The following is a 19,205-nucleotide window of genomic DNA, read 5'->3' on the forward strand; positions in this document are numbered from 1 at the left end:
GCATGCAATGTATTCATCACTTTCGGATCGGGTGACCAAGAGGACATGAAAACCGTGCGTTATGCTTACGCCCTGACCGGCGCCCTCCTGCTTGGCGGCACGGCCGCGTCGCTCGCGCTCCAGAACCCGGCGACTGCGCAGATCGCGCAGAACGAGCCGGGCGCGATCAGCGCCGCTGCGCCGCGCGCCGGCGCGCCGATGAGCTTCGCCGACATGGTCGCGAAGCTTCAGCCGGCGGTGGTCAACATCTCCACCACGCAGAAGGTGACCGTTCAGCAGCAGGCGAACCCGTTCGCCGGCACGCCCTTCGGCGATCTGTTCGGTCAGTTCGGCGGCGGCGGTGGCGCGCCGGTCACGCGCGAGGGCCAGTCGCTCGGCTCGGGCTTCCTGATCTCGGCAGACGGCTATGTGGTCACCAACAACCACGTCATTGCGCCGGCGGCCAAGGGCGCGACAGTCGAGTCGATCACCGTCACGCTGCAGGATCGCAAGGAATATAAGGCGAAGCTGGTCGGCCGCGATCCGACCTCGGACCTCGCGGTGCTCAAGATCACCTCGCCGACCCCGTTGCCGTACGTGAAGCTGGGCGACTCGACGCGCGCGCGCGTCGGTGACTGGGTGGTGGCGATCGGCCAGCCGTTCGGGCTCGGCGGCACCGTGACCGCGGGCATCGTCTCGGCGGTGCATCGTTCGACCGGGCAGCCGGGGCCGTTCGACACGTTCATCCAGACCGATGCCGCGATCAACCAGGGCAATTCGGGCGGACCGATGTTCGACCTGAACGGCGAGGTGATCGGCATCAACAGCCAGATCTACTCGCAGTCGGGTGGCAACATCGGCATCGGCTTTGCGATCCCGACGACCGAGGCCAAGCCGATCATCGCCACGCTGATGAAGGGTGAAGCGATCAAGCGCGGTTATCTGGGTGTCGGCATCCAGCGCGTGAACGACGATATCGCGGGCGCGCTGGGGCTACCGAAGGATCAGGGCGAGATCATTGGCCGTGTCGAGCCGGGCGGGCCGGGTGCCAAGGCCGGGTTGCGGTCGGGCGACGTCGTGGTGGCGATCAATGGCGAGGCGGTGACGCCGGACCGTACGCTGTCGTCGCTGGTCGCCAACGCGGCCCCGGGCTCGACGATCAAGCTCGACGTGATCCGCGACGGCAAGCGCCAGTCGCTCAACGCGGTGGTGGCGACGCGTCCCTCCGATGATCAACTCGCGGCGCTGACCGGCGGCGAGGACGGTGACGACGGGCTGCCCGACGGCGACAGCGGCGCGCAGGCGACGCCGGGGTCGAGCTCGCTCGGCATCTCGGTCCAGCCGCTCACCCCGCAGATCGCGCGGTCGATCGGCGTTGATTCGACCGTGCAGGGCGTGGTCGTCGCGGGCGTCGATCCGTCGAGCGATGCCGGGCAGAAGTTGAAGCGCGGCGATGTGATCTCCTCCGTCAACTCGCAGCCGGTGCGCACCGGGGCGGATGTCGCGCGGATCGTCGCTGCGGCCAAGGCCGCCGGGCGTCCGTCGGTGCTGCTCAACCTGACGCGGGGCCGGACTACCGGCGTGTTCATGGCGGTGAAGATCAAGTAACGATCACGAAGCCGGTACTGACGCTAGTCAAACGGGCCGTCGCATCGCATGATGCGGCGGCCCTTTTGCTTTGGGAGAGAGTAGCGTGGCGGACGGCATCTTGATCGGCGCAGGCGAGGGCGGGGCCGATCCGCAGCAGCTCGATCTTGCGCGCGCCAATCGTCACGGCTTGATCGCGGGCGCGACTGGCACCGGCAAGACCGTGACCTTGCAGGGGATTGTCGAGGGCTTCTCGAACGCCGGGGTCGCCTGTTTCCTCGCGGATGTGAAGGGCGACCTTTCGGGGCTCGCGATGCCGGGCTCGGCGACCGCGAAGACCCACGAAGCGTTTGCCGCGCGCGTCGCCGAGATCGGCGCGACCGACTGGAAATATGCTGACACGCCGGTGCAGTTCTGGGACCTGTTCGGCGAGCAGGGCCATCCGGTCCGCACCACGATCAGCGAGATGGGGCCGCTGCTGCTTGCGCGGCTGATGGGGCTGAACGCGGTGCAGGAAGGCGTGCTGACGATCGCCTTCCATGTCGCGGACGAGGAAGGGCTGTTGCTGCTCGACCTCGACGATCTGCAGGCAATGCTCGCGCATTGCGCCGAGCGCGCCGAGGAACTCACCACCCGCTACGGGAATGTCTCGAAGCAATCGGTCGGCGCGATCCAGCGCGCGCTGTTGCAGTTGCGCGCGCAGGGGGCGGAGCATTTCTTCGGCGAGCCGGCGCTGGCGCTCGCCGATCTGTTCGGCACCGACGAAAACGGGCGCGGTCTGGTCAACATCCTCGCCGCCGACAAGCTGATGGCCTCGCCGCAGCTCTATTCGACGTTCCTGCTGTGGCTGCTCGGCGAGCTGTTCGAGTTCCTCCCCGAGATCGGCGATGCCGACAAGCCGAAGCTGTGCTTCTTCTTCGATGAGGCGCACCTGCTGTTCGACGAAGCGCCGCCCGCGCTGATGGACCGGATCGAGCAGGTCGTGCGGCTGATCCGCTCGAAGGGCGTCGGCGTCTATTTCATCACGCAGAACCCGATCGACGTGCCCGACAGCGTCGCCGGGCAATTGGGCAATCGCGTCCAGCATAAGCTCAACGCCTTCACCCCGCGCGACCGCAAGGCGGTGCAGGCCGCGGCCGAGACGTTCCGCGCCAACCCTGGTGTCGATGTTGCGACCGCGATCACCGAGTTGCGCACCGGCGAGGCACTGGTGTCGCTGCTCCAGCGCGACGGCGCGCCGTCGCCGGTGCAGCGCACGCTGATCCGCCCGCCGTCGAGCCGCGTCGGTCCGGTCACGCCCGAGGAACGCCGCGTGCTGATCCAGACCGACGCGATCGGCACCAAGTACGACACGCTGGTCGATCGCGAATCGGCCGAGGAATTGCTGGCCGCCAAGACGCAAGAGGCGGCGGCGGCCGCGGCGGCCGCGCGCGCCTCGACCGATGCGGAGAGGGCCGCGGCGGCGCAGGCGAAGGAGGATGCCCGCGTGGCGCGCGAGGCGGATCGCGCCGCCCGCGAGGAAGACCGCGCCCGTCGCGCCGCCGAACGCGAGTCGGCGAATGACCCATGGAATCGCGCGATGACCTCGGCGTCGCGGTCGGCGTCTTCGGCGGTGGGGCGCGCGGTGGCGAACGAAGTGACCAAGGCGGTGTTCGGCGGCTCGCGGCGCGGGTCGAGCGGCGGCGGCTTGCTGGGGCAGGTGGTGCGCGGCGTGCTCGGTGGGTTGATGCGGCGCTGACTCCCCTGCCGTTCGTCCTGAGCTTGTCGAAGGACGTATTCCGGGCACGTGCTTCGACAAGCTCAGCACGAACGGGGGGAGGGCAGCGAACTCGCAAAGCCGGCTGACCGCCCGCGCATTTTCGGCTAAGGCGGCGCGCATGACGACCGACTACGACCGCCCGCTGCTCACCCCGCCCGACGGGCAGAAGAAGGTGCTGCTCCATTCCTGCTGCGCGCCCTGTTCGGGCGAGGTGATGGAGGCGATGACCGCTAGCGGGATCGACTATACGATCTTCTTCTACAATCCGAACATCCACCCCAAGGAGGAATATATCCTCCGCAAGGAGGAGAATATCCGCTTCGCCGAGAAGCATGACATTCCGTTCGTCGATGCCGATTACGACACCGTCAACTGGTTCAAGCGCGCGCGCGGGATGGAGTTCGAGCCCGAGCGCGGGCTGCGCTGCACGATGTGCTTCGACATGCGCTTTGAGCGGACCGCACTCTATGCGCATGAGCATGGCTTCCCGGTCATCACCTCGTCGCTCGGCATCTCGCGCTGGAAGAACATGGCGCAGATCAACGACTGCGGCGAACGCGCGGCGGCAAACTATCCCGATATCGCTTACTGGACGTTCAACTGGCGCAAGGGCGGCGGCGCGGCGCGGATGATCGAAATCTCCAAGCGCGAGCATTTCTACCAGCAGGAATATTGCGGCTGCGTCTATTCGCTGCGCGACACCAATGCGCATCGCGTGTCGCAGGGGCGCGAGGAAATTCGCATCGGCGAGCTGTTCTACGGCGAGGAATCGAAGACGGAGTAACGGAGCGGGGTGCGTCGGGCACTCGCTTCGACAGGCTCAGCACGAACGGTGGAGTTGGATGCCCGTTCGCCCTGAGCTTGTCGAAGGGCGTGTCGCGCAACACGCACTCGCCAATTATCCCGCCACCGGCACAGCGATCGTCGCGCGCAGCCCGGGCTTGGCATCGTCCAGCACCAGCGTGCCGCCGTGCATCCGCGCGATCGCCTCGACCAGCGGCAGCCCCAGCCCATGTCCGGGACAATGGCGGCTGGCATCCAGCCGGCCGAAGCGTCGCAGCGCCGTCGCGCGTTCCGCAGCCGGGATGCCCGGCCCGTCGTCCATGACCGTCAGCAGCATCCGTGCCGCCACGCGGGTCACGGCCACCGTCACCCGCGTTCCCGGCGGGCTGTGCGTCAGCGCATTGCCGACCAGATTGAGTGTCGCCTGCGTCAGCAATTGCCGGTCGCCCTCGATCTCGCCGTCCTCGACCGCCGCTAGCGTCAGAATGTGTCCGCTGTCCTCAGCGCTCGCCGACAGCGTCTCGGCCACCTCGCTCGCCACTTCGGCCAGCGCAAACGCGCGGAACGCGGTCCGCCGCTCCCCGCCCTCGACCTCCGAAATCCGCAGGATTGCGGAGAACATCGCGAGCATCTCGTCGCATTGCTCCAGCGCGGCCTCCAGCTCCGCGGTCGGCGTCTCGGCGACGATCAGCGCCAGCCGGCTGCGCAGCCGCGCCAGCGGGGTGCGCAGATCGTGCGCGACGTCGCCGCCGACGTGGCGCAGGCTCTCGACCAGGGCTGCGATGCGGTCGAGCATCCGGTTGAAGGTCACCGCCTGCCCGGCAAAGGCGCCGCCGCCCGGCTCGACGGGGACGCGTTGCGTCAGGTCGCCGTCGATGATCGCCTCGGCGGTGCGGCGCAGTTCCCCGATCCGTCGGCGCACGATCGTGCTGAACGACACCGCTCCGGCGACGACGATGATGACGATCAGTCCAAAACCGAACGCATAGCTGCGCAGCCACACCGCCGCGAACCCTTCGACCGGCTCGATTTCGACCAGCGTCACCAGTCGCAGGCCGCCGCCCGCGTCGCGGCGCTGGATGCGAAACGCCGTCGTGCCCGGCAGCACGCTGTCGCCCAGCGTCGAGAAACCCGCCGGGACCGGCCCGGACACGGTCACGTTGCCGCCCAGCCGCTGCCCCCTCGCGTCGACCAGCTCGAAGCCGAGGTCGCCGGTCTCACGTTGCGAGGACAATGCGGCGATCCGCGACAGGATTGCCGACGGATTGCCGCGCAACGACTCATCGAGCAGCGCGCGGCTCACTTCGTCCAGTCGCCGGTCGACGAGGGCCTCGATCGTGTGCCGCGACGCCGAATAGCTGGCGTAGCCGGTCAGGGCGGTCGCGGCGCCGAACGCGCCCAGAAACAGCGCGGTCAGTCGCCCGAGCGACCCCATCTCACGCGCGCAGCATGTAACCGACGCCGCGCTTGGTCGCGATCGGATCGTCGCCGCCGCTCGCGGTCAGCTTGCGCCGCAGCAGCCGTACCTGCGCATCGACGATGTTGGTGCCCGGCTCGAAATCATAGCCCCACACACGCTCGATCAGCATCGCTCGCGTCAGATAGCTGCCGGCGTGGCGGACCAGTTCGGTCAGCAGCCCGAACTCCAGCCGCGTCAGGTCGAGCGGTTCGTCGCCGCGCCACGCGCGGTGCTGGCCGGGGCTGATAACGATATCGCCTGCGCGCAGCATGTCGGCCTCGCCGACAGCGGTCCAGCCGCGCGCGCGGAGCAGGGCATTCAGCCGCGCCTCGATCTCCGCGGCGGGGGTAGGTTTGACGCAATAATCGTCGGCGCCCGCGGTCAGGCCGCCGATCTTCTCCGCCGAACGCCCCAGCGCCGAGAGCATCAGCACCGGCAGATTGTGTCCGGCGTCGCGCAGCCGCTCGACCACGCGCACGCCGCTCAGCTGCGGCAGCATCGAATCGAGGATCATCGCGTCGAACGCGTCACGCTCCACGGCGGTCAGCGCGCTGGGCCCCGTCTCCGCGATCGTGACCTGATGATCGCGTTGCGCCAGTTCGGCCTGGAGCGCGGTGGCATATTCGAAATCGTCCTCGACGATCAGCAGCTTCATGGTCGTTTTCGCCACGTTGATGACTAATGGGCTGACACTATCCGATCCACGGGCGGGCGGCTATCAAGCTTGCGAAGCCAACGGCTTATCTTGCCAAAGTTTAATGTTGGCGCTTTGCTGACGGGATGAAGCCAGTGATGACGCGCCCGCATGGTACCGGAGACATGGCGGAGCGGATCCGCGCCTTCGACTGGTCGGCCACCGCGCTGGGTGCGACCGCTGACTGGTCCGCCGAGCTGATGTCGGCGGTCGAGATGATGCTTGCGATGCCGCGCCCCGCGACGTTGCTGTGGGGCGACGCGCTGCTCCAACTCTACAACGACGCCTATATCGAGATCGCGCGTGACCGGCATCCGGCGTTACTCGGCCGTCCGGTGCGGGAGGGATGGCGCGAAATCTTTAATGAGGAAGTGGCGGAGCGTCTGGCGACCGTGTGGTCAGGTCAGGCGGTGCAGGTCGAAGGGCGTGAGGTGGCGTTGCGCGACGCGGATGGATCGTTCCAGCCCCGCACCTTCGACCTTGCCTGGATCCCGGTGCGCGATGCGGCGGGATCGGTCGCGGGCGCGCTGCAACAGCTGGTCGAGGTGACCGACCATCGCCGCGCAACCGCGCAGCTGCGCGACAGCGAGGCGCAATTGCGGATGATGGTGACGACGGGCAGCCACATGCTGTTCCGGATGAGCGCTGACTGGCAGGCGTTGCTGTACCTCAACGGGCGCGACATGCTGAACGACGTCGCGGCCCCCGTCGCCGATTGGATCGAGCGCTTCATTCCACCCGAGGATCGCGGCGCGGTATTCGCCGCGATGGCGGCGGCGCTCGACGGACCCGCGATGTTCGAACTGGAGCATCGCGTCCGCTGCCCGGACGGTTCGATCGGCTGGGTCGCGTCGCGCGCGCTGCCGGTCTTGGATGCGGAGGGGCGCCTGACCGAGTGGTTCGGCACCGCGATCGACATCACCGCGCGCCGCACCGCCGAGGAGGTCGTGCGTCGCAGCGAGGAGATGCGCCGCATCGCGCTGGATGGCGGCGGGATGGGTGCGTGGCGGATCGACATGGCCCGGGGCGAGGTGCGTGGTGATGCGCGCTTCTCCGCCTTGCTCGGCATGCCGCCCAGCGACGAACCACGTCGGACGACCGATTTTCTCGACCGCCTCTCTCCGGCGGGGCGCGAGATCGTGAACCGTTTCGTCACCCGCCGTATCCTGCCGGGCGAGGAATTTGACGGTGAGCTGGAGATCGTCGCCGGTCCTACCGCCGGATGCTGGCTGCGCTGGCGCGGGCGTGCCGACGGACCAGATACGCGCATCCTCCACGGTGTCGTCTTCGACGTTACCGAGCAGCGGCAGGCGACCGAGCGGCTGCGCGAGCGTGAGGAGATGCTGCGCCTCTTCGGCGAAGCCTCGCGCGATGCGCTGTGGATCCGTGATGCCCGGACGCTGCACTGGCGGTATGTCACGCCGGCATTCCGCACGATCTACGGGCGGTCGCGGCGGGAGGTGCTGACCGGCAACCACTACGACAACTGGCTGGCGCTGATCCTGCCCGAAGACCGCGCGCAGGTGGAGACGGCGGTCGCGCGGGTGCGCGGCGGGGAACATGCCACCGTGGATTACCGGATCAGCTGCGCGGTCGACGGCACGACCCACTGGCTGCGCACCACCGAATTCCCGATCCGCGACGCCGCCGGGCAGGTGGTGCTGATCGGCGGCATCACCTCCGACGTGACCGCGTCGCACCACGCGCGCGAGGCGGTGGCACGCAGCGAGGAGCGGCTGCGCAACGCGGTCGAGGTCGGCGGGATCGGGCTTTGGGACTGGAATGTCGCCACCGATGAGGTCCATTGGTCGACCGAGCATTTCCTGCTGCAAGGCTATCCGGTCGGCTCGGTCGAGCCCAGCTATTCGGCATGGCTCGCGCGCATTCATCCCGACGATCGCGACGAGGCGGAGACGCTGATGGCGGAGGCGTTCGGCGGGGGCGGCACCTATGTGCAGGAATTCCGCGTCGTGCATCCCGACGCCTCGATCCACTGGCATTCGGCGCGCGGACGCTTCTTCTTCGACGAGGCGGGGCAGCCGGTGCGGATGGTCGGTGCGATCGTCGACGTCACCGAACGCCGCGCCTGGGCCGAGCGGCAGCAGGTGATGATCGCCGAGCTTCAGCATCGCACCCGCAACCTGATCGGCGTGGTACAGGCACTGGCCGACAAATGCGCGCGGTCCAGCCATGACCTGGCCCAATTCCACCAGCGGTTTGGCGACCGCCTGCAGGCGCTGGTTCGCGTACAGGGATTGCTGTCGCGGCTGTCGGACAGCGACCGCGTGACGTTCGACAGCCTGCTCGATGCCGAACTGGCTGCGCTGGACGGGGAAGCAAACGCGGTGACGCTGGCCGGGCCGAAAGGTGTGCGGCTGCGCTCCTCGACCGTGCAGACACTGGCGATGGCGCTTCACGAACTGGCCACCAACGCGGTCAAATATGGCGCGCTGGGTGCGGCGGGCGGGTGCTTGTCGATCAGCTGGGAGGTCGCGGTGGCGGGGGACGGCACACCGTGGCTGCACATCGACTGGCGCGAAACCGGCGTGGCCATGCCGCCGGCCGGCAGCACGCCACTCGGCTCGGGCGAAGGGCGCGAATTGATCGAGCGCGCCTTGCCCTATCAGCTTGGCGCGAAAACCTCGTTCGTCCTAGGCGCGGAGGGCGTCCGCTGCCGGATCGCGATCCCGATCTCGCGGCACGGCAGCCATTGACCACGGTGCCGGGTCGAGCGTCCGGCGCAGGAAGGCGATGAACGCGGTAACGGCCGCCGGTACCGTCGGCGCACGTGGATGGAGGGCGTGGATCGCCAGATCGCGCGGTCCCTCCCACCCCGGCAGCACCGGAACCAGCCGCCCCGCCGACAGCGCGTCGCCGACGTCCCATAAGGAGCGCAGCGCGATTCCGACCCCGGACAATGCCAGTTCGCGAACGATCTCGCTGGAGTTGGTCCGTACATGGCTCTGCACGTCGATCGACAGGTGCCGGCGGCCGTTGACCAGCCGCCACGGTGATTGCCCCTCCGCCGCGAGCAGACGGTGCCGCGACAGCTCGCCGGGCGTGCGCGGCGACCCGCGTTCGGCAAGATAGGCCGGCGCGGCGCATAACAGGCGTGGGCTGTCCGCCAGCCGGTGCGCGACAAGGCTGGGCGGAATGACGCTCGCGATCCGGACCGCAACGTCGATGCGGGCGGCGACCAGATCGACGTTGGCGTCATCGAGCATCAACTCCAGCGACACGCCCGGCGCCTCGCGGAGAAAGTCATGCAGTCGCGGCGCGATATGCAGCCGTCCGAACGAGGTCGGTGCGGAGACGCGCAGGATGCCCGCCGGATCGTCCCGTGCTCCGGTGACGCGCGCCTCTGCCGCCGCGATGTCGCGCAGGATCGTGACGACATCGGCATGAAAGCGCTCGCCGGCGTCGGTCGCTGCCAGCCGCCGGGTCGTGCGCTGGATCAGTCGCACGCCGAGCCGTGCCTCCAGCCGCGCCAGTCGCTTCGACGCCATCGCGGGCGAGATGCCGAGCGCCCGCGCCGCCGCCGAAAGGCTGCCGGCCTCGATCACCTGCGCGAACAGCACATAATCGGGGTCGAGCATTCATTCTCCCACGGAACAGGTGTTTAGCATTTCTGCCCGCTACCGACAGGATCGCAAGCGCTTTATGCCTGCCGGTCAGGAGGGTGTGAACAATGACGGATGGTTATGAGGATCGCGCCGGATTGCAGGTTGCCGGCGAGCTGGCGACCTTCATCGAAGAGCGCGCGCTGCCCGGCACCGGCATCGCCGCCGACACCTTCTGGCAAGGGCTGGCGGGCCTTTATGCGCGCTTCGCTCCTGAAAATGCCGCACTGTTGCGCCATCGCGATGCATTGCAGGCGCAGATTGATGCATGGCATCGGGCCCGCGTCGGGCAGCCGCATGATGCCATCGCCTATCAGGCGTTTCTTCGTGAGATCGGCTATCTCGTCGCCGGGCCTGTCCCGTTCGCGATCGAACCAGGCGTCATCGACGATGAAGTGGCGCGCGTCGCCGGGCCGCAGCTGGTTGTCCCGATCCTCAATGCGCGCTTCCTGCTCAACGCCGCCAATGCGCGCTGGGGCAGCCTCTACGACGCGCTGTACGGCACCGACGCGCTGCCCGGAACGCCCGTCGGCTCTGGGTACGACCCCGCGCGCGGCGCGCAGGTGATCGACTGGGTGCGCGGCTTCCTTGATGATGCGGTGCCGCTGGCGTCGGGAAGCTGGCGCGAGTGGGCAGGGGAGTCGCTCGCGCTCGCCGATCCGACGCAGATCGCCGGACGGGCCGGCGATAATTGGCTGTTGCGCCATCACGGGCTGCACATCGAGCTGGTTATCGACCGCACCCATCCGATCGGTCGCGACGATCGCGCCGGGCTGGCGGACGTGCTTCTCGAGTCCGCACTCACCACGATCTGCGATCTCGAGGATTCGGTCGCTGCGGTCGACGCCGCCGACAAGGTGGCGGCCTATGCCAATTGGCTGGGACTGATGCGCGGCGACCTTGAAGAAACGTTCGAGAAGGGCGGACGGGCGGTCACCCGCCGCCTGAACGACGATCGCCGCTATGTCACGCCCGAGGGTGAAGCCTTTTGGCTGCCCGGACGCAGCCTGTTGTTCGTCCGTACCGTCGGGCATCTGATGACCACGCCCGCGCTGCTGCTGCCGGACGGAAGCGAGGCACCCGAAGGCATCCTTGATGCGGCGATCACCAGCCTGATCGCGCTGCACGACCTCCACGATCTGGGCAGCCGCTACAACAGCCGCGCCGGCGCGATCTATATCGTCAAGCCGAAGATGCACGGCCCCGACGAGGCGGCGTTCACCGACCGGCTGTTCGACGCGGTCGAGGATCTGCTTGGCGTGGCGCGGCACACGATCAAGGTCGGTGTCATGGACGAGGAACGCCGCACCAGCGCCAATCTCGCCGCGTGCATCCACGCGGTCCGCAACCGCATCGTCTTCATCAACACCGGCTTCCTCGATCGCACCGGCGACGAAATCCACACGTCGATGCAGGCCGGCGCGATGGTCCGCAAGGCACAGATGAAGGACGCCGCGTGGATCGCCGCCTACGAGGATCGCAACGTCCAGATCGGGCTGGCGTGCGGTTTTGCGGGGCGCGCACAGATCGGCAAGGGCATGTGGGCCGCGCCGGACCGGATGCACGACATGCTGGCGCAGAAGATCGCGCATCCGCTGGCCGGCGCGACCACCGCCTGGGTGCCGTCACCGACCGCTGCGACGCTCCACGCTACCCATTACCATCGCGTTCCGGTGAAGGCGCGGCAGACGGCGCGGGCCGCCGAGCCGATTGCGCCGCTCGATGCGCTGCTGACGATCCCGCTCGCCGCCGGACGCAACTGGTCCGCGCGCGAAATCGCCGATGAGCTGGACAATAATGTACAGGGTATCCTTGGCTATGTCGTGCGCTGGATCGATCAGGGGGTCGGTTGCTCGAAGGTTCCCGACATCCATGACGTCGGGCTGATGGAAGACCGCGCGACGCTCCGTATCTCGTCGCAGCATATCGCCAACTGGCTGCACCACGGCGTCACCACCCCCGACGAGGTCGAGGCGGCCTTCGCGCGCATGGCCAGACGGGTCGACGCGCAGAACGCCGCCGATCCGGCCTATCGTCCGCTCACGACCGACAGTATCGCCGTGCAGGCGGCGCGCGCGCTGGTCTTCGAGGGGTTGGCGCAACCGAACGGCTATACCGAGCCGGTGCTGCATCGCTACCGTCGCCGGGCCAAGGCCGCAGAGTGACCCGAAAAGGCAGTCGGCGGGAATGGCTTGCGGTACCAACGATTAGGTGGAAACGATGTGAGACATCTGCGCGCCCAGGCTGAGCGCTACGGGCGTTTGGCGCGCGACCTCGATGGAAGTGGCCAGGGTGCTTTCCTTTGCGCGATGGCGGCGGGGTATCTTGAGCAGGCCGATCGTGCGACCGGCATCCCGAGCGGCACTTACCGCTAACGCTCGCCCTGCCGGACGCTGATCGATTTCGTAAGGCAAAGCGCGCCGAATGTCAGACAAGCTGCCGCCAATTCGCCTCGCATATCGACTTGCTGCATGTTGCTAGGATGCAACAAACATGAGGAAAAATCTTGCAACATCCTCCCGTATGAAGGTGCGATGATATTGACGCTTCAATCCTCCCCGGATTATGTCTGATTAATAAACGCCGCGGAAAGGATCGCGGAGCGTGGGAGAGATGCAGTGAAGGCGACGATGAAAACCCTGTTCCGGACGGCTTTGCTGGCCGGGACCGCGCTGACGCCGGGCCTCGCTGCCGCACAGGATGCACCGCTGCCGCAAGAAGCGAGTGCGGTCGCGCCGACTTCGCCAGTCGCTACAACCGGGCCGGCCGCTGACGACATCGTCGTCACCGGCGTGCGCGCCAGCCTTCGCTCGGCGCAGGCGCTCAAGCGCGATTCGGCGTCGATTCTTGATGCGGTCGTTGCCGAGGACATCGGCAAACTGCCCGATAACAACGCGTCCGAAGCGCTGGCGCGCGTCACCGGCGTGCAGGTCAACCGCTCGAACGACGAAGCGAACGGCGTGCTGATTCGCGGGCTGGGCGACATCAGCACCACCTTCAACAACCGCGAAATTTTTACGGCCGAGAATCGCGGCGTCGCGCTTCAGGACTTCCCCGCAGGTGCGCTCGCCGCGCTGGAGGTCTATAAGTCCGGCACCGCCGACCTGATCGAGCCGGGGCTGGCGGGTCTGGTCAACGTTCGCTCGCGTCGTCCCTTCGACTTCAATGGCTTCGAGATCGCGGGCGGTATCCGCGGGGCCTATAATGACCAATCGGGCAAGCTCGACCCGGTCGGCAACATCCTGATCACCGATCGCTGGGACACCGGGATCGGTGAGATCGGGGCATTGGTCAACGTTGCGGTCACGCGCACGCGGTACCGCAACGCGGTGCGCTTCAACGATCAGACGACCCGCACCCCGATCGGCGACGTCAACAATGCCACCGACGACCTGACGGTCGCGACGCCGGGCGTGGGCACCGATTTCCGCATCCCGAATTCGGTCGGCAACTATTTCGCGACCGGCACGCGGACGCGCCCGTCGGTCAACGGCAGCCTGCAGTGGCGCCCCAGCGACCGGCTGGAAGTCTATGCCGACGGGTTGTGGCAGGCGTATCGCGGCGAACAGTCGAACGAGAATTTCACCGCCTTGCTGGAGGCGGAGACGCTCGCGCTGCCCGGGCAGAACGGCACGCGCCCGACGCTCAGCAACGTCGTCCTCGATCCCAGCGACCCGCGCAAGGTGCTCAGCCTCACCAAGACCGGTGGTCTCGCGCCGCAGCAGTTCCGTTCGACCTTCAACGACCGCACCGATACCTATCAGGGCGCGATCGGCTTTGTGTGGAAGGGTGATCGCGCGAAGATCAGCAGCGATTACGCCTATACCTACAGCACCTATTCGCAGCTCGAATACAGCCTTGACGCGCGCTTCGCTTCGTCCCCGCAGGTCGATGTCGAATTCAACCGCGACGGCGGTGCGTCGTTCAACTTCCCCGGCTTCGACGCGCTGAATCCCGACAATTACATCTGGCGCGGCTTCTATCAGAAGCGTTATCACGCCACCGGTGGCGGGCACCAGTGGCGCGCCGACCTGCAACTCGATACCGAACTGCCGCTGATCCAGCGGCTCGACTTCGGCGTCCGCTGGGTGTCGCGCAATGCGAAGCTGGAGCAGGGCGATCGCTATCTGGCCACCGACGCGCTCGGCATCCCGCTCGCCAGCCTGCCGACCGGCGCGCTGGAGAAGGTCGAGGACGGCTTCCGCCAGCCCGCTGCGCAGTTCCGCAACTGGCTGATGCCGTCGCGCGCCGCGATCCGCTCGAACTTCGACGCGCTGCGTGCGCTGACCTATTCGGTCGGCCCCCGACTGATCGCGCGCGATCCCAACAACGTCGACTTGCGCAACAACGTCGAACGCTTCGGGCAGGAAGAGATCGCGCTACGCGAGGACGGCGGGTTCAGCGCGCAGGAAAGCACCTATGCCGCCTATGCGATGGCGCGCTACGACTTCACGATCGCCGGTATCGAGGTCGACGGCACCGCCGGTGTCCGCGTCGTCAACAACGACGGCACCTATCGCGGGGTGACGCGGCTCAGCACGAACAATGTCATCTCGTTCGTGCCGCAGGTGAACCGCCAGAATTACGTCGACGTGCTGCCGTCGTTCGGCGCGCGGCTGAAGTTCACCCCGAAGTTGCAGGCGCGCCTTGCCTATACCGAAACGCGCACGCGTCCGAACTTCGGTCAGCTCAACCCGGCGTTCAACATCACCCGCAGCACCGTCACCGGCGGCGCATTCGATGCGAGCGGCAGCGGCGGCAACCCCGATCTGGTGCCGCTGACCTCGAACAACTGGGACGCGACGCTGGAGTGGTATTTCGCGCCAACCGGCTCGTTGACCGCCTCGGTCTTCTACCGCGACCTGTTCGGCTTCATCAGCAACTATACGTCGATTGTGCAGGACCCGACCTATGGTCGCCTGCAAGTGTCGCGTCCGGAGAATGCCGGGTCGGGCAGGATCAAGGGCGCGGAGGCGAACTTCCAGACGTTCTTCGACTTCCTCCCCGGCCTGCTCAGCGGCTTCGGGACGCAGCTCAACGTCACCTATCTCGACGGCACCAACCAGTTGCCGTCGACGCTGGGTGAGGCGGCGCCGGTCGTGCCGATCACCGGCGTGTCGAAGTGGACGTACAATGCCACGGGCTTCTACGAGAAGGGCCCGATCTCGGCGCGGCTGTCGTACAACCGCCGCTCGGAGTTCGTCGACAGCTTCACGCGCAATCCCGGTGAGGCGCAGTTCGCGGGCGTGACGGTGCGGCCGATCTCGCGGCTCGATTTCTCGGCATCCTATACGCCGATCGAGAACATCACGCTGACCGCCGACGTCAGCAATATCCTCGCGCAACCTTGGCAGAACTACCGCAACTTCGCCGCCGACGCCGGCTATCCCGTCGACGTGCGCGAGGAAGGCCGGTACTATTCGCTCGGCGTCCGCTTCCGTCTCTGACGACCACGTCGCCCCTGCCTGCGCAGGGGCGACGGGATTGAGGATTACTTCTTCTTCGCCAGCAGACCGTGCATCCCCAGCCAGCGGACATAGGCGTCGAACCAGCCGGTGCTGGTGGTCGGCTTCTGGTACATGCCGAAGCCGTGCCCGCCCTGTTCGTAGAGGTGGAACTCGACCGGCCGCTTCGCCGCGCGCCATGTGTCGACCAGTCCGATGCCGTCATTGGCGAAGAACGGATCGTCCGCCGCCAGCGCGATGAACAGCGGCGGCGCGTCGGCGGGCACGTTGACCGCGCCGAGCGGGCCATAGATGTCGGCGACGAACGCCGGCTTCGCGTCTCCGCCGGCCAGCGTCGTCGCCATCGTCAGCATCGCGCCCGCCGAGAAGCCGATCATCCCGATCCGGTCGGGATCGACCTTCCACTCCCCGGCGCGGCGGCGGATCAGCGCGAAGGCGGCGCGCGCATCCGCGATCTGCGGCCCGAGCCGTGCGGTCATCGCGGCCGGGTCGACGCGCGGTCGCGGCGCTGACCCGGAGAACATCTCCGCCATCGACTTCTCGAAGCCGGGCATGTCGGCCGGCGTCTGGTTGAGTCGATACTTCAGCACGAACGCCGCGACCCCGCGCTTCGCCAGTGCCTTGGCGACGTCCCAGCCTTCGTTCTCCATCGACAGCGTGCGAAACCCGCCGCCGGGCGCGACCACCACCGCCGCACCGGTAGCGGTGCCGGGGGCAGGGAGGAACGGGGTCAGCGTCGCGACCGTCACGTTGCGCGTGAAGGTGCTGCCATATTGCCGGTGCCACGCTTCCTTGTTCGGTGCGTCGGGCAGCGGCCCGGTGTCGAGCGTGATCGCGGTCGGCTGCGCCGGGGTCGCGATCGGAGTCATCCTGTCCGCTTGCGCCAGCGCCGGGCCGGCCGCTCCCGCCAATAACACCGCTGCCCAGCCGGCGACCCACCCGTTACGAACCTTGCGCCTCGTCATGGCCATCCCTCCATCGTTATCTTTTCGCGTCCCACCGCAGCGAGACACCAAAAGATAGCGCTAACTTAAAGAGACTGCCAAGCCCTGCCTCAGCGAAAAACCACCGTGCGTCCGCCGTTTAGCAGTACCCGTCCTTCGAGGTGCAGCCGTACCGCCTCGGCGAGCACGCGCCGCTCGATATCGCGTCCCTTGCGAACCAAATCGTCGGGGGTGTCGGCATGGCCAATCGGCTCGACATCCTGCGCGATGATCGGTCCTTCGTCGAGATCGGCGGTGACGTAATGCGCGGTCGCGCCGATCATCTTCACGCCGCGCTCGTGCGCCTGATGATAGGGTTTGGCGCCCTTGAAGCCCGGCAGGAAGCTGTGGTGGATGTTGATGCACCGCCCCGACAGCCACGCCGCCATCTCGTCGGACAGCACCTGCATATAGCGCGCGAGCACCACCAGCTCCGCGCCGGTCTGCTCGACCAGCGTGCGCACCGCCGCCTCCTGCGCCGGCTTGGTGTCACGCGTGACCGGCAGATGGTGGAACGGCACCGTGCCGACATCGACGGTCAGTGTGTCGCGCGGATGGTTGCCGATCACGCCGACCACCTCCATCGGCAACTCCCCGAGTCGCTGCCGGTAGAGCAGGTCGCCGAGACAATGATCGAACTTCGATACCATCAGCAGCACGCGTGGCAGCCGCGCCTTGGGCTGGAGCGTCCAGTCAGCGCCGATCGCCGCCGCGACCGGCGCGAAGGCCGCGCGCAGCACCGTCGCATCGCTCTCCCCCAGCGCGAAGACGACACGCATGAAGAAATGCTCGTTCAGCCGGTCGTCGAATTGCTGCGCATCCGTGATGTCGCCGCCACGCTCGGCGAGGAACGTGGCGACCGCCGCCACCAATCCCGGGCGGTTGCGGCACGACAGCCGCAGTACATACAGGTCGTTCGTCACTTCCCATGTTCCACCCGTTCGGCGACCAGCGTCTCGACCACCGACGGGTCGGCGAGCGTCGAGGTGTCGCCGAGATTACCCGTGTCGTTCTCGGCGATCTTGCGCAGGATGCGGCGCATGATCTTGCCCGAACGCGTCTTGGGCAGGCCGGGCGCGAACTGCAGTGCGTCGGGGCTGGCGATCGGCCCGATTTCGCTGCGCACCCATTGCCGCAATTCGGTCCGCAGGTCCTCGGACGGCTCGACACCGCTGTTGAGCGTCACATACGCGTAGATGCCCTGACCCTTCACCTCGTGGGGCATCCCGACCACCGCCGCCTCGGCGACCTTGGCGTGCGCGACCAGCGCCGACTCGACCTCGGCGGTGCCCATGCGGTGCCCGGAGACGTTGATGACGTCGTCGACGCGGCCGGTGATCCAGTAATAGCCGTCCTCGTCGCGGCGGCAGCCGTCGCCGGTGAAATACTTGCCGGGATAGGTGCTGAAATAGGTCTGGAAGAACCGATCGTGATCGCCCCAGACGGTGCGCATCATCCCCGGCCAGCTGTCGGTGATGCACAGATTGCCCTCCGCCGCGCCGTCCAGCACCTTGCCCTCGGCATCGACGATCTGCGGTTGCACGCCGGGCAGCGGCATGGTCGCGGAGCCGGGTTTGAGGTCGGTCGCATAGGGCAGGGGGGAGATCAGGATACCGCCCGTCTCGGTCTGCCACCAGGTATCGACGATCGGGCAGCGCCCGCCGCCGACGACGCGGTGGTACCAGGTCCATGCCTCGGGGTTGATCGGCTCGCCGACCGATCCGAGCAGCCGCAGCGACCCGCGATCGTGGCGCGTCACCCAATCGTCGCCCTCGCGCATCAGCGCGCGGATCGCGGTCGGTGCGGTATAGAGAATGTTGACCCCCAGCCGGTCGATCGTCTCCCACAGCCGCCCGTGATCGGGGTAATTGGGGACGCCGTCGAACATCACCGTCGTCGCGCCGTTCGCCAGCGGGCCATAAACGACATAGCTATGCCCGGTGACCCAGCCGATATCGGCGGTGCACCAGTAAATCTCGCCGTCGCGATAATCGAACACGTCCTTGAACGTCTTGGTCACCCACAGCAGATAGCCGCCGGTGGTGTGCAGCACGCCCTTGGGCTTGCCGGTCGATCCCGACGTATAGAGGATGAACAGCGGGTCCTCGGCGTTCATCGGCTCGGGCGCGCAATCATCGCTCACCCCGTCCAGCGCGTCGTGGAGCCAGATGTCGCGTCCCTCGGTCATCGCCACGTCGCCCCCGGTGCGGCGAATGACGAGGACATGCTCGACGCTCGGGCAGCGCGCGACCGCCTTGTCGACATTGGCTTTCAAGGGCACGCGCTTGCCGCCACGACAGCCTTCGTCGGCGCAGATCACCAGCGTCGAATCGCAATCCTGAATGCGGTTGGCGAGGCTGTCGGGGGAGAAGCCGCCGAACACGATCGAATGGATCGCGCCGATACGCGTGCAGGCGAGCATCGCCGCCGCCGCCTCCGCGATCATCGGCAGGTAGAGCGTGACGCGGTCGCCCTTCTTGACGCCGAGCGATTTGAGAACGTTGGCGAAGCGGCACATGTCACGGTGCAGTTCGCGATAGGTCAACGTCTTCGTCTCGCCGGGCTCGTCGCCTTCCCAGATGATCGCGACCTGATCGCCGCGCGTCGCCAGATGGCGGTCGACGCAATTGGCCGAGACGTTGAGCACGCCGTCCGCGAACCAGCGGATGCGGAAGTCGCCCTCATCGAACGACGTGTCCTTCACCTGGGTGAAGGGTGTGATCCAGTCGAGCCGCTGCGCTTCCTCGCGCCAATAGCCTTCGGGATCGTCGACCGCGCGTTGCCACGCCGCCGCCGCGTATGCGCGGTCGATGCTGTCGTCGGTGCCTGCGGGGGCGGGGTAAACGCTATCGCTCATGCAGCTCTCCTATGGCGAT

Annotated in this window: 12 protein-coding genes; 6 read left to right on the forward strand and 6 right to left on the reverse strand. The window is 67.3% G+C overall.

Translation table 11 applies throughout. The features are described 5' to 3' along the window. Positions 1-54 precede the first annotated feature (54 nt). From ACI2JO_RS12945 to ACI2JO_RS12955, 3 genes are all read left to right on the forward strand, one after another. The gene (locus tag ACI2JO_RS12945; RefSeq protein ID WP_404721155.1) at positions 55-1,587 is read left to right on the forward strand and encodes a Do family serine endopeptidase; all 1,533 of its coding nucleotides are present in this window, start codon (positions 55-57) and stop codon (positions 1,585-1,587) included. Positions 1,588-1,672: 85 nt separating this feature from the next. Next, positions 1,673-3,304: a helicase HerA-like domain-containing protein gene (locus ACI2JO_RS12950; protein ID WP_404721103.1), complete on the forward strand. Its 1,632-nt coding sequence runs from the start codon at positions 1,673-1,675 to the stop codon at positions 3,302-3,304. Between the two features lie 139 nt (positions 3,305-3,443). Further along, the gene (locus ACI2JO_RS12955; protein ID WP_404721104.1) at positions 3,444-4,109 is read left to right on the forward strand and encodes an epoxyqueuosine reductase QueH; all 666 of its coding nucleotides are present in this window, start codon (positions 3,444-3,446) and stop codon (positions 4,107-4,109) included. A gap of 114 nt (positions 4,110-4,223) precedes the next feature. On the opposite strand, the gene ACI2JO_RS12960 is transcribed toward ACI2JO_RS12955, so the two are convergent. Both ACI2JO_RS12960 and ACI2JO_RS12965 read right to left on the reverse strand, forming a co-directional pair. After that, positions 4,224-5,543 carry a sensor histidine kinase gene (locus ACI2JO_RS12960; protein WP_404721105.1) on the reverse strand — a complete coding sequence of 440 codons (1,320 nt, stop codon included), beginning with the start codon at positions 5,541-5,543 and terminating at the stop codon, positions 4,224-4,226. Position 5,544: 1 nt separating this feature from the next. After that, positions 5,545-6,222, reverse strand: a complete 678-nt coding sequence (locus ACI2JO_RS12965; RefSeq protein ID WP_404721106.1) for a response regulator transcription factor — start codon at positions 6,220-6,222, stop codon at positions 5,545-5,547. A gap of 137 nt (positions 6,223-6,359) precedes the next feature. Between ACI2JO_RS12965 and ACI2JO_RS12970 the strand changes: the two genes are divergently transcribed. Then, entirely contained in the window at positions 6,360-8,975 is a 2,616-nt protein-coding gene (locus ACI2JO_RS12970) for a PAS domain-containing protein (protein WP_404721107.1), read from the forward strand. Here the strand turns inward: ACI2JO_RS12970 and ACI2JO_RS12975 are convergent. After that, on the reverse strand, positions 8,913-9,857 hold the full coding sequence (locus tag ACI2JO_RS12975) for a LysR family transcriptional regulator (RefSeq protein WP_404721108.1): 945 nt from the start codon (positions 9,855-9,857) through the stop codon (positions 8,913-8,915). The genes ACI2JO_RS12970 and ACI2JO_RS12975 overlap by 63 nt on opposite strands. Positions 9,858-9,949: 92 nt before the next feature. On the opposite strand from ACI2JO_RS12975, the gene ACI2JO_RS12980 reads away from it, so the two are divergent. Continuing rightward, a complete protein-coding gene (locus ACI2JO_RS12980; RefSeq protein WP_404721109.1) occupies positions 9,950-12,046 on the forward strand; it encodes a malate synthase G in 2,097 nt (698 codons plus the stop codon). A gap of 465 nt (positions 12,047-12,511) precedes the next feature. Further along, positions 12,512-15,328, forward strand: coding sequence for a TonB-dependent receptor (locus tag ACI2JO_RS12985; protein ID WP_404721110.1), 2,817 nt, complete (start codon positions 12,512-12,514; stop codon positions 15,326-15,328). Positions 15,329-15,372: 44 nt separating this feature from the next. Here the strand turns inward: ACI2JO_RS12985 and ACI2JO_RS12990 are convergent, their stop codons facing one another. The 3 genes from ACI2JO_RS12990 to acs form a co-directional block, all read right to left on the reverse strand. Continuing rightward, a complete protein-coding gene (locus tag ACI2JO_RS12990) occupies positions 15,373-16,317 on the reverse strand; it encodes an alpha/beta hydrolase (protein WP_404721111.1) in 945 nt (314 codons plus the stop codon). Between the two features lie 83 nt (positions 16,318-16,400). Beyond that, a complete protein-coding gene (purU, locus tag ACI2JO_RS12995) occupies positions 16,401-17,252 on the reverse strand; it encodes a formyltetrahydrofolate deformylase (RefSeq protein WP_404721112.1) in 852 nt (283 codons plus the stop codon). Further along, a complete protein-coding gene (gene acs / locus ACI2JO_RS13000; RefSeq protein WP_404721113.1) occupies positions 17,249-19,186 on the reverse strand; it encodes an acetate--CoA ligase in 1,938 nt (645 codons plus the stop codon). The genes purU and acs overlap by 4 nt, the downstream gene beginning before the upstream one ends. Positions 19,187-19,205 lie beyond the last annotated feature (19 nt).

Origin of the sequence: Sphingomonas sp. NPDC079357, from assembly GCF_044901155.1 — a bacterium.
Lineage (GTDB): Bacteria > Pseudomonadota > Alphaproteobacteria > Sphingomonadales > Sphingomonadaceae > Sphingomonas.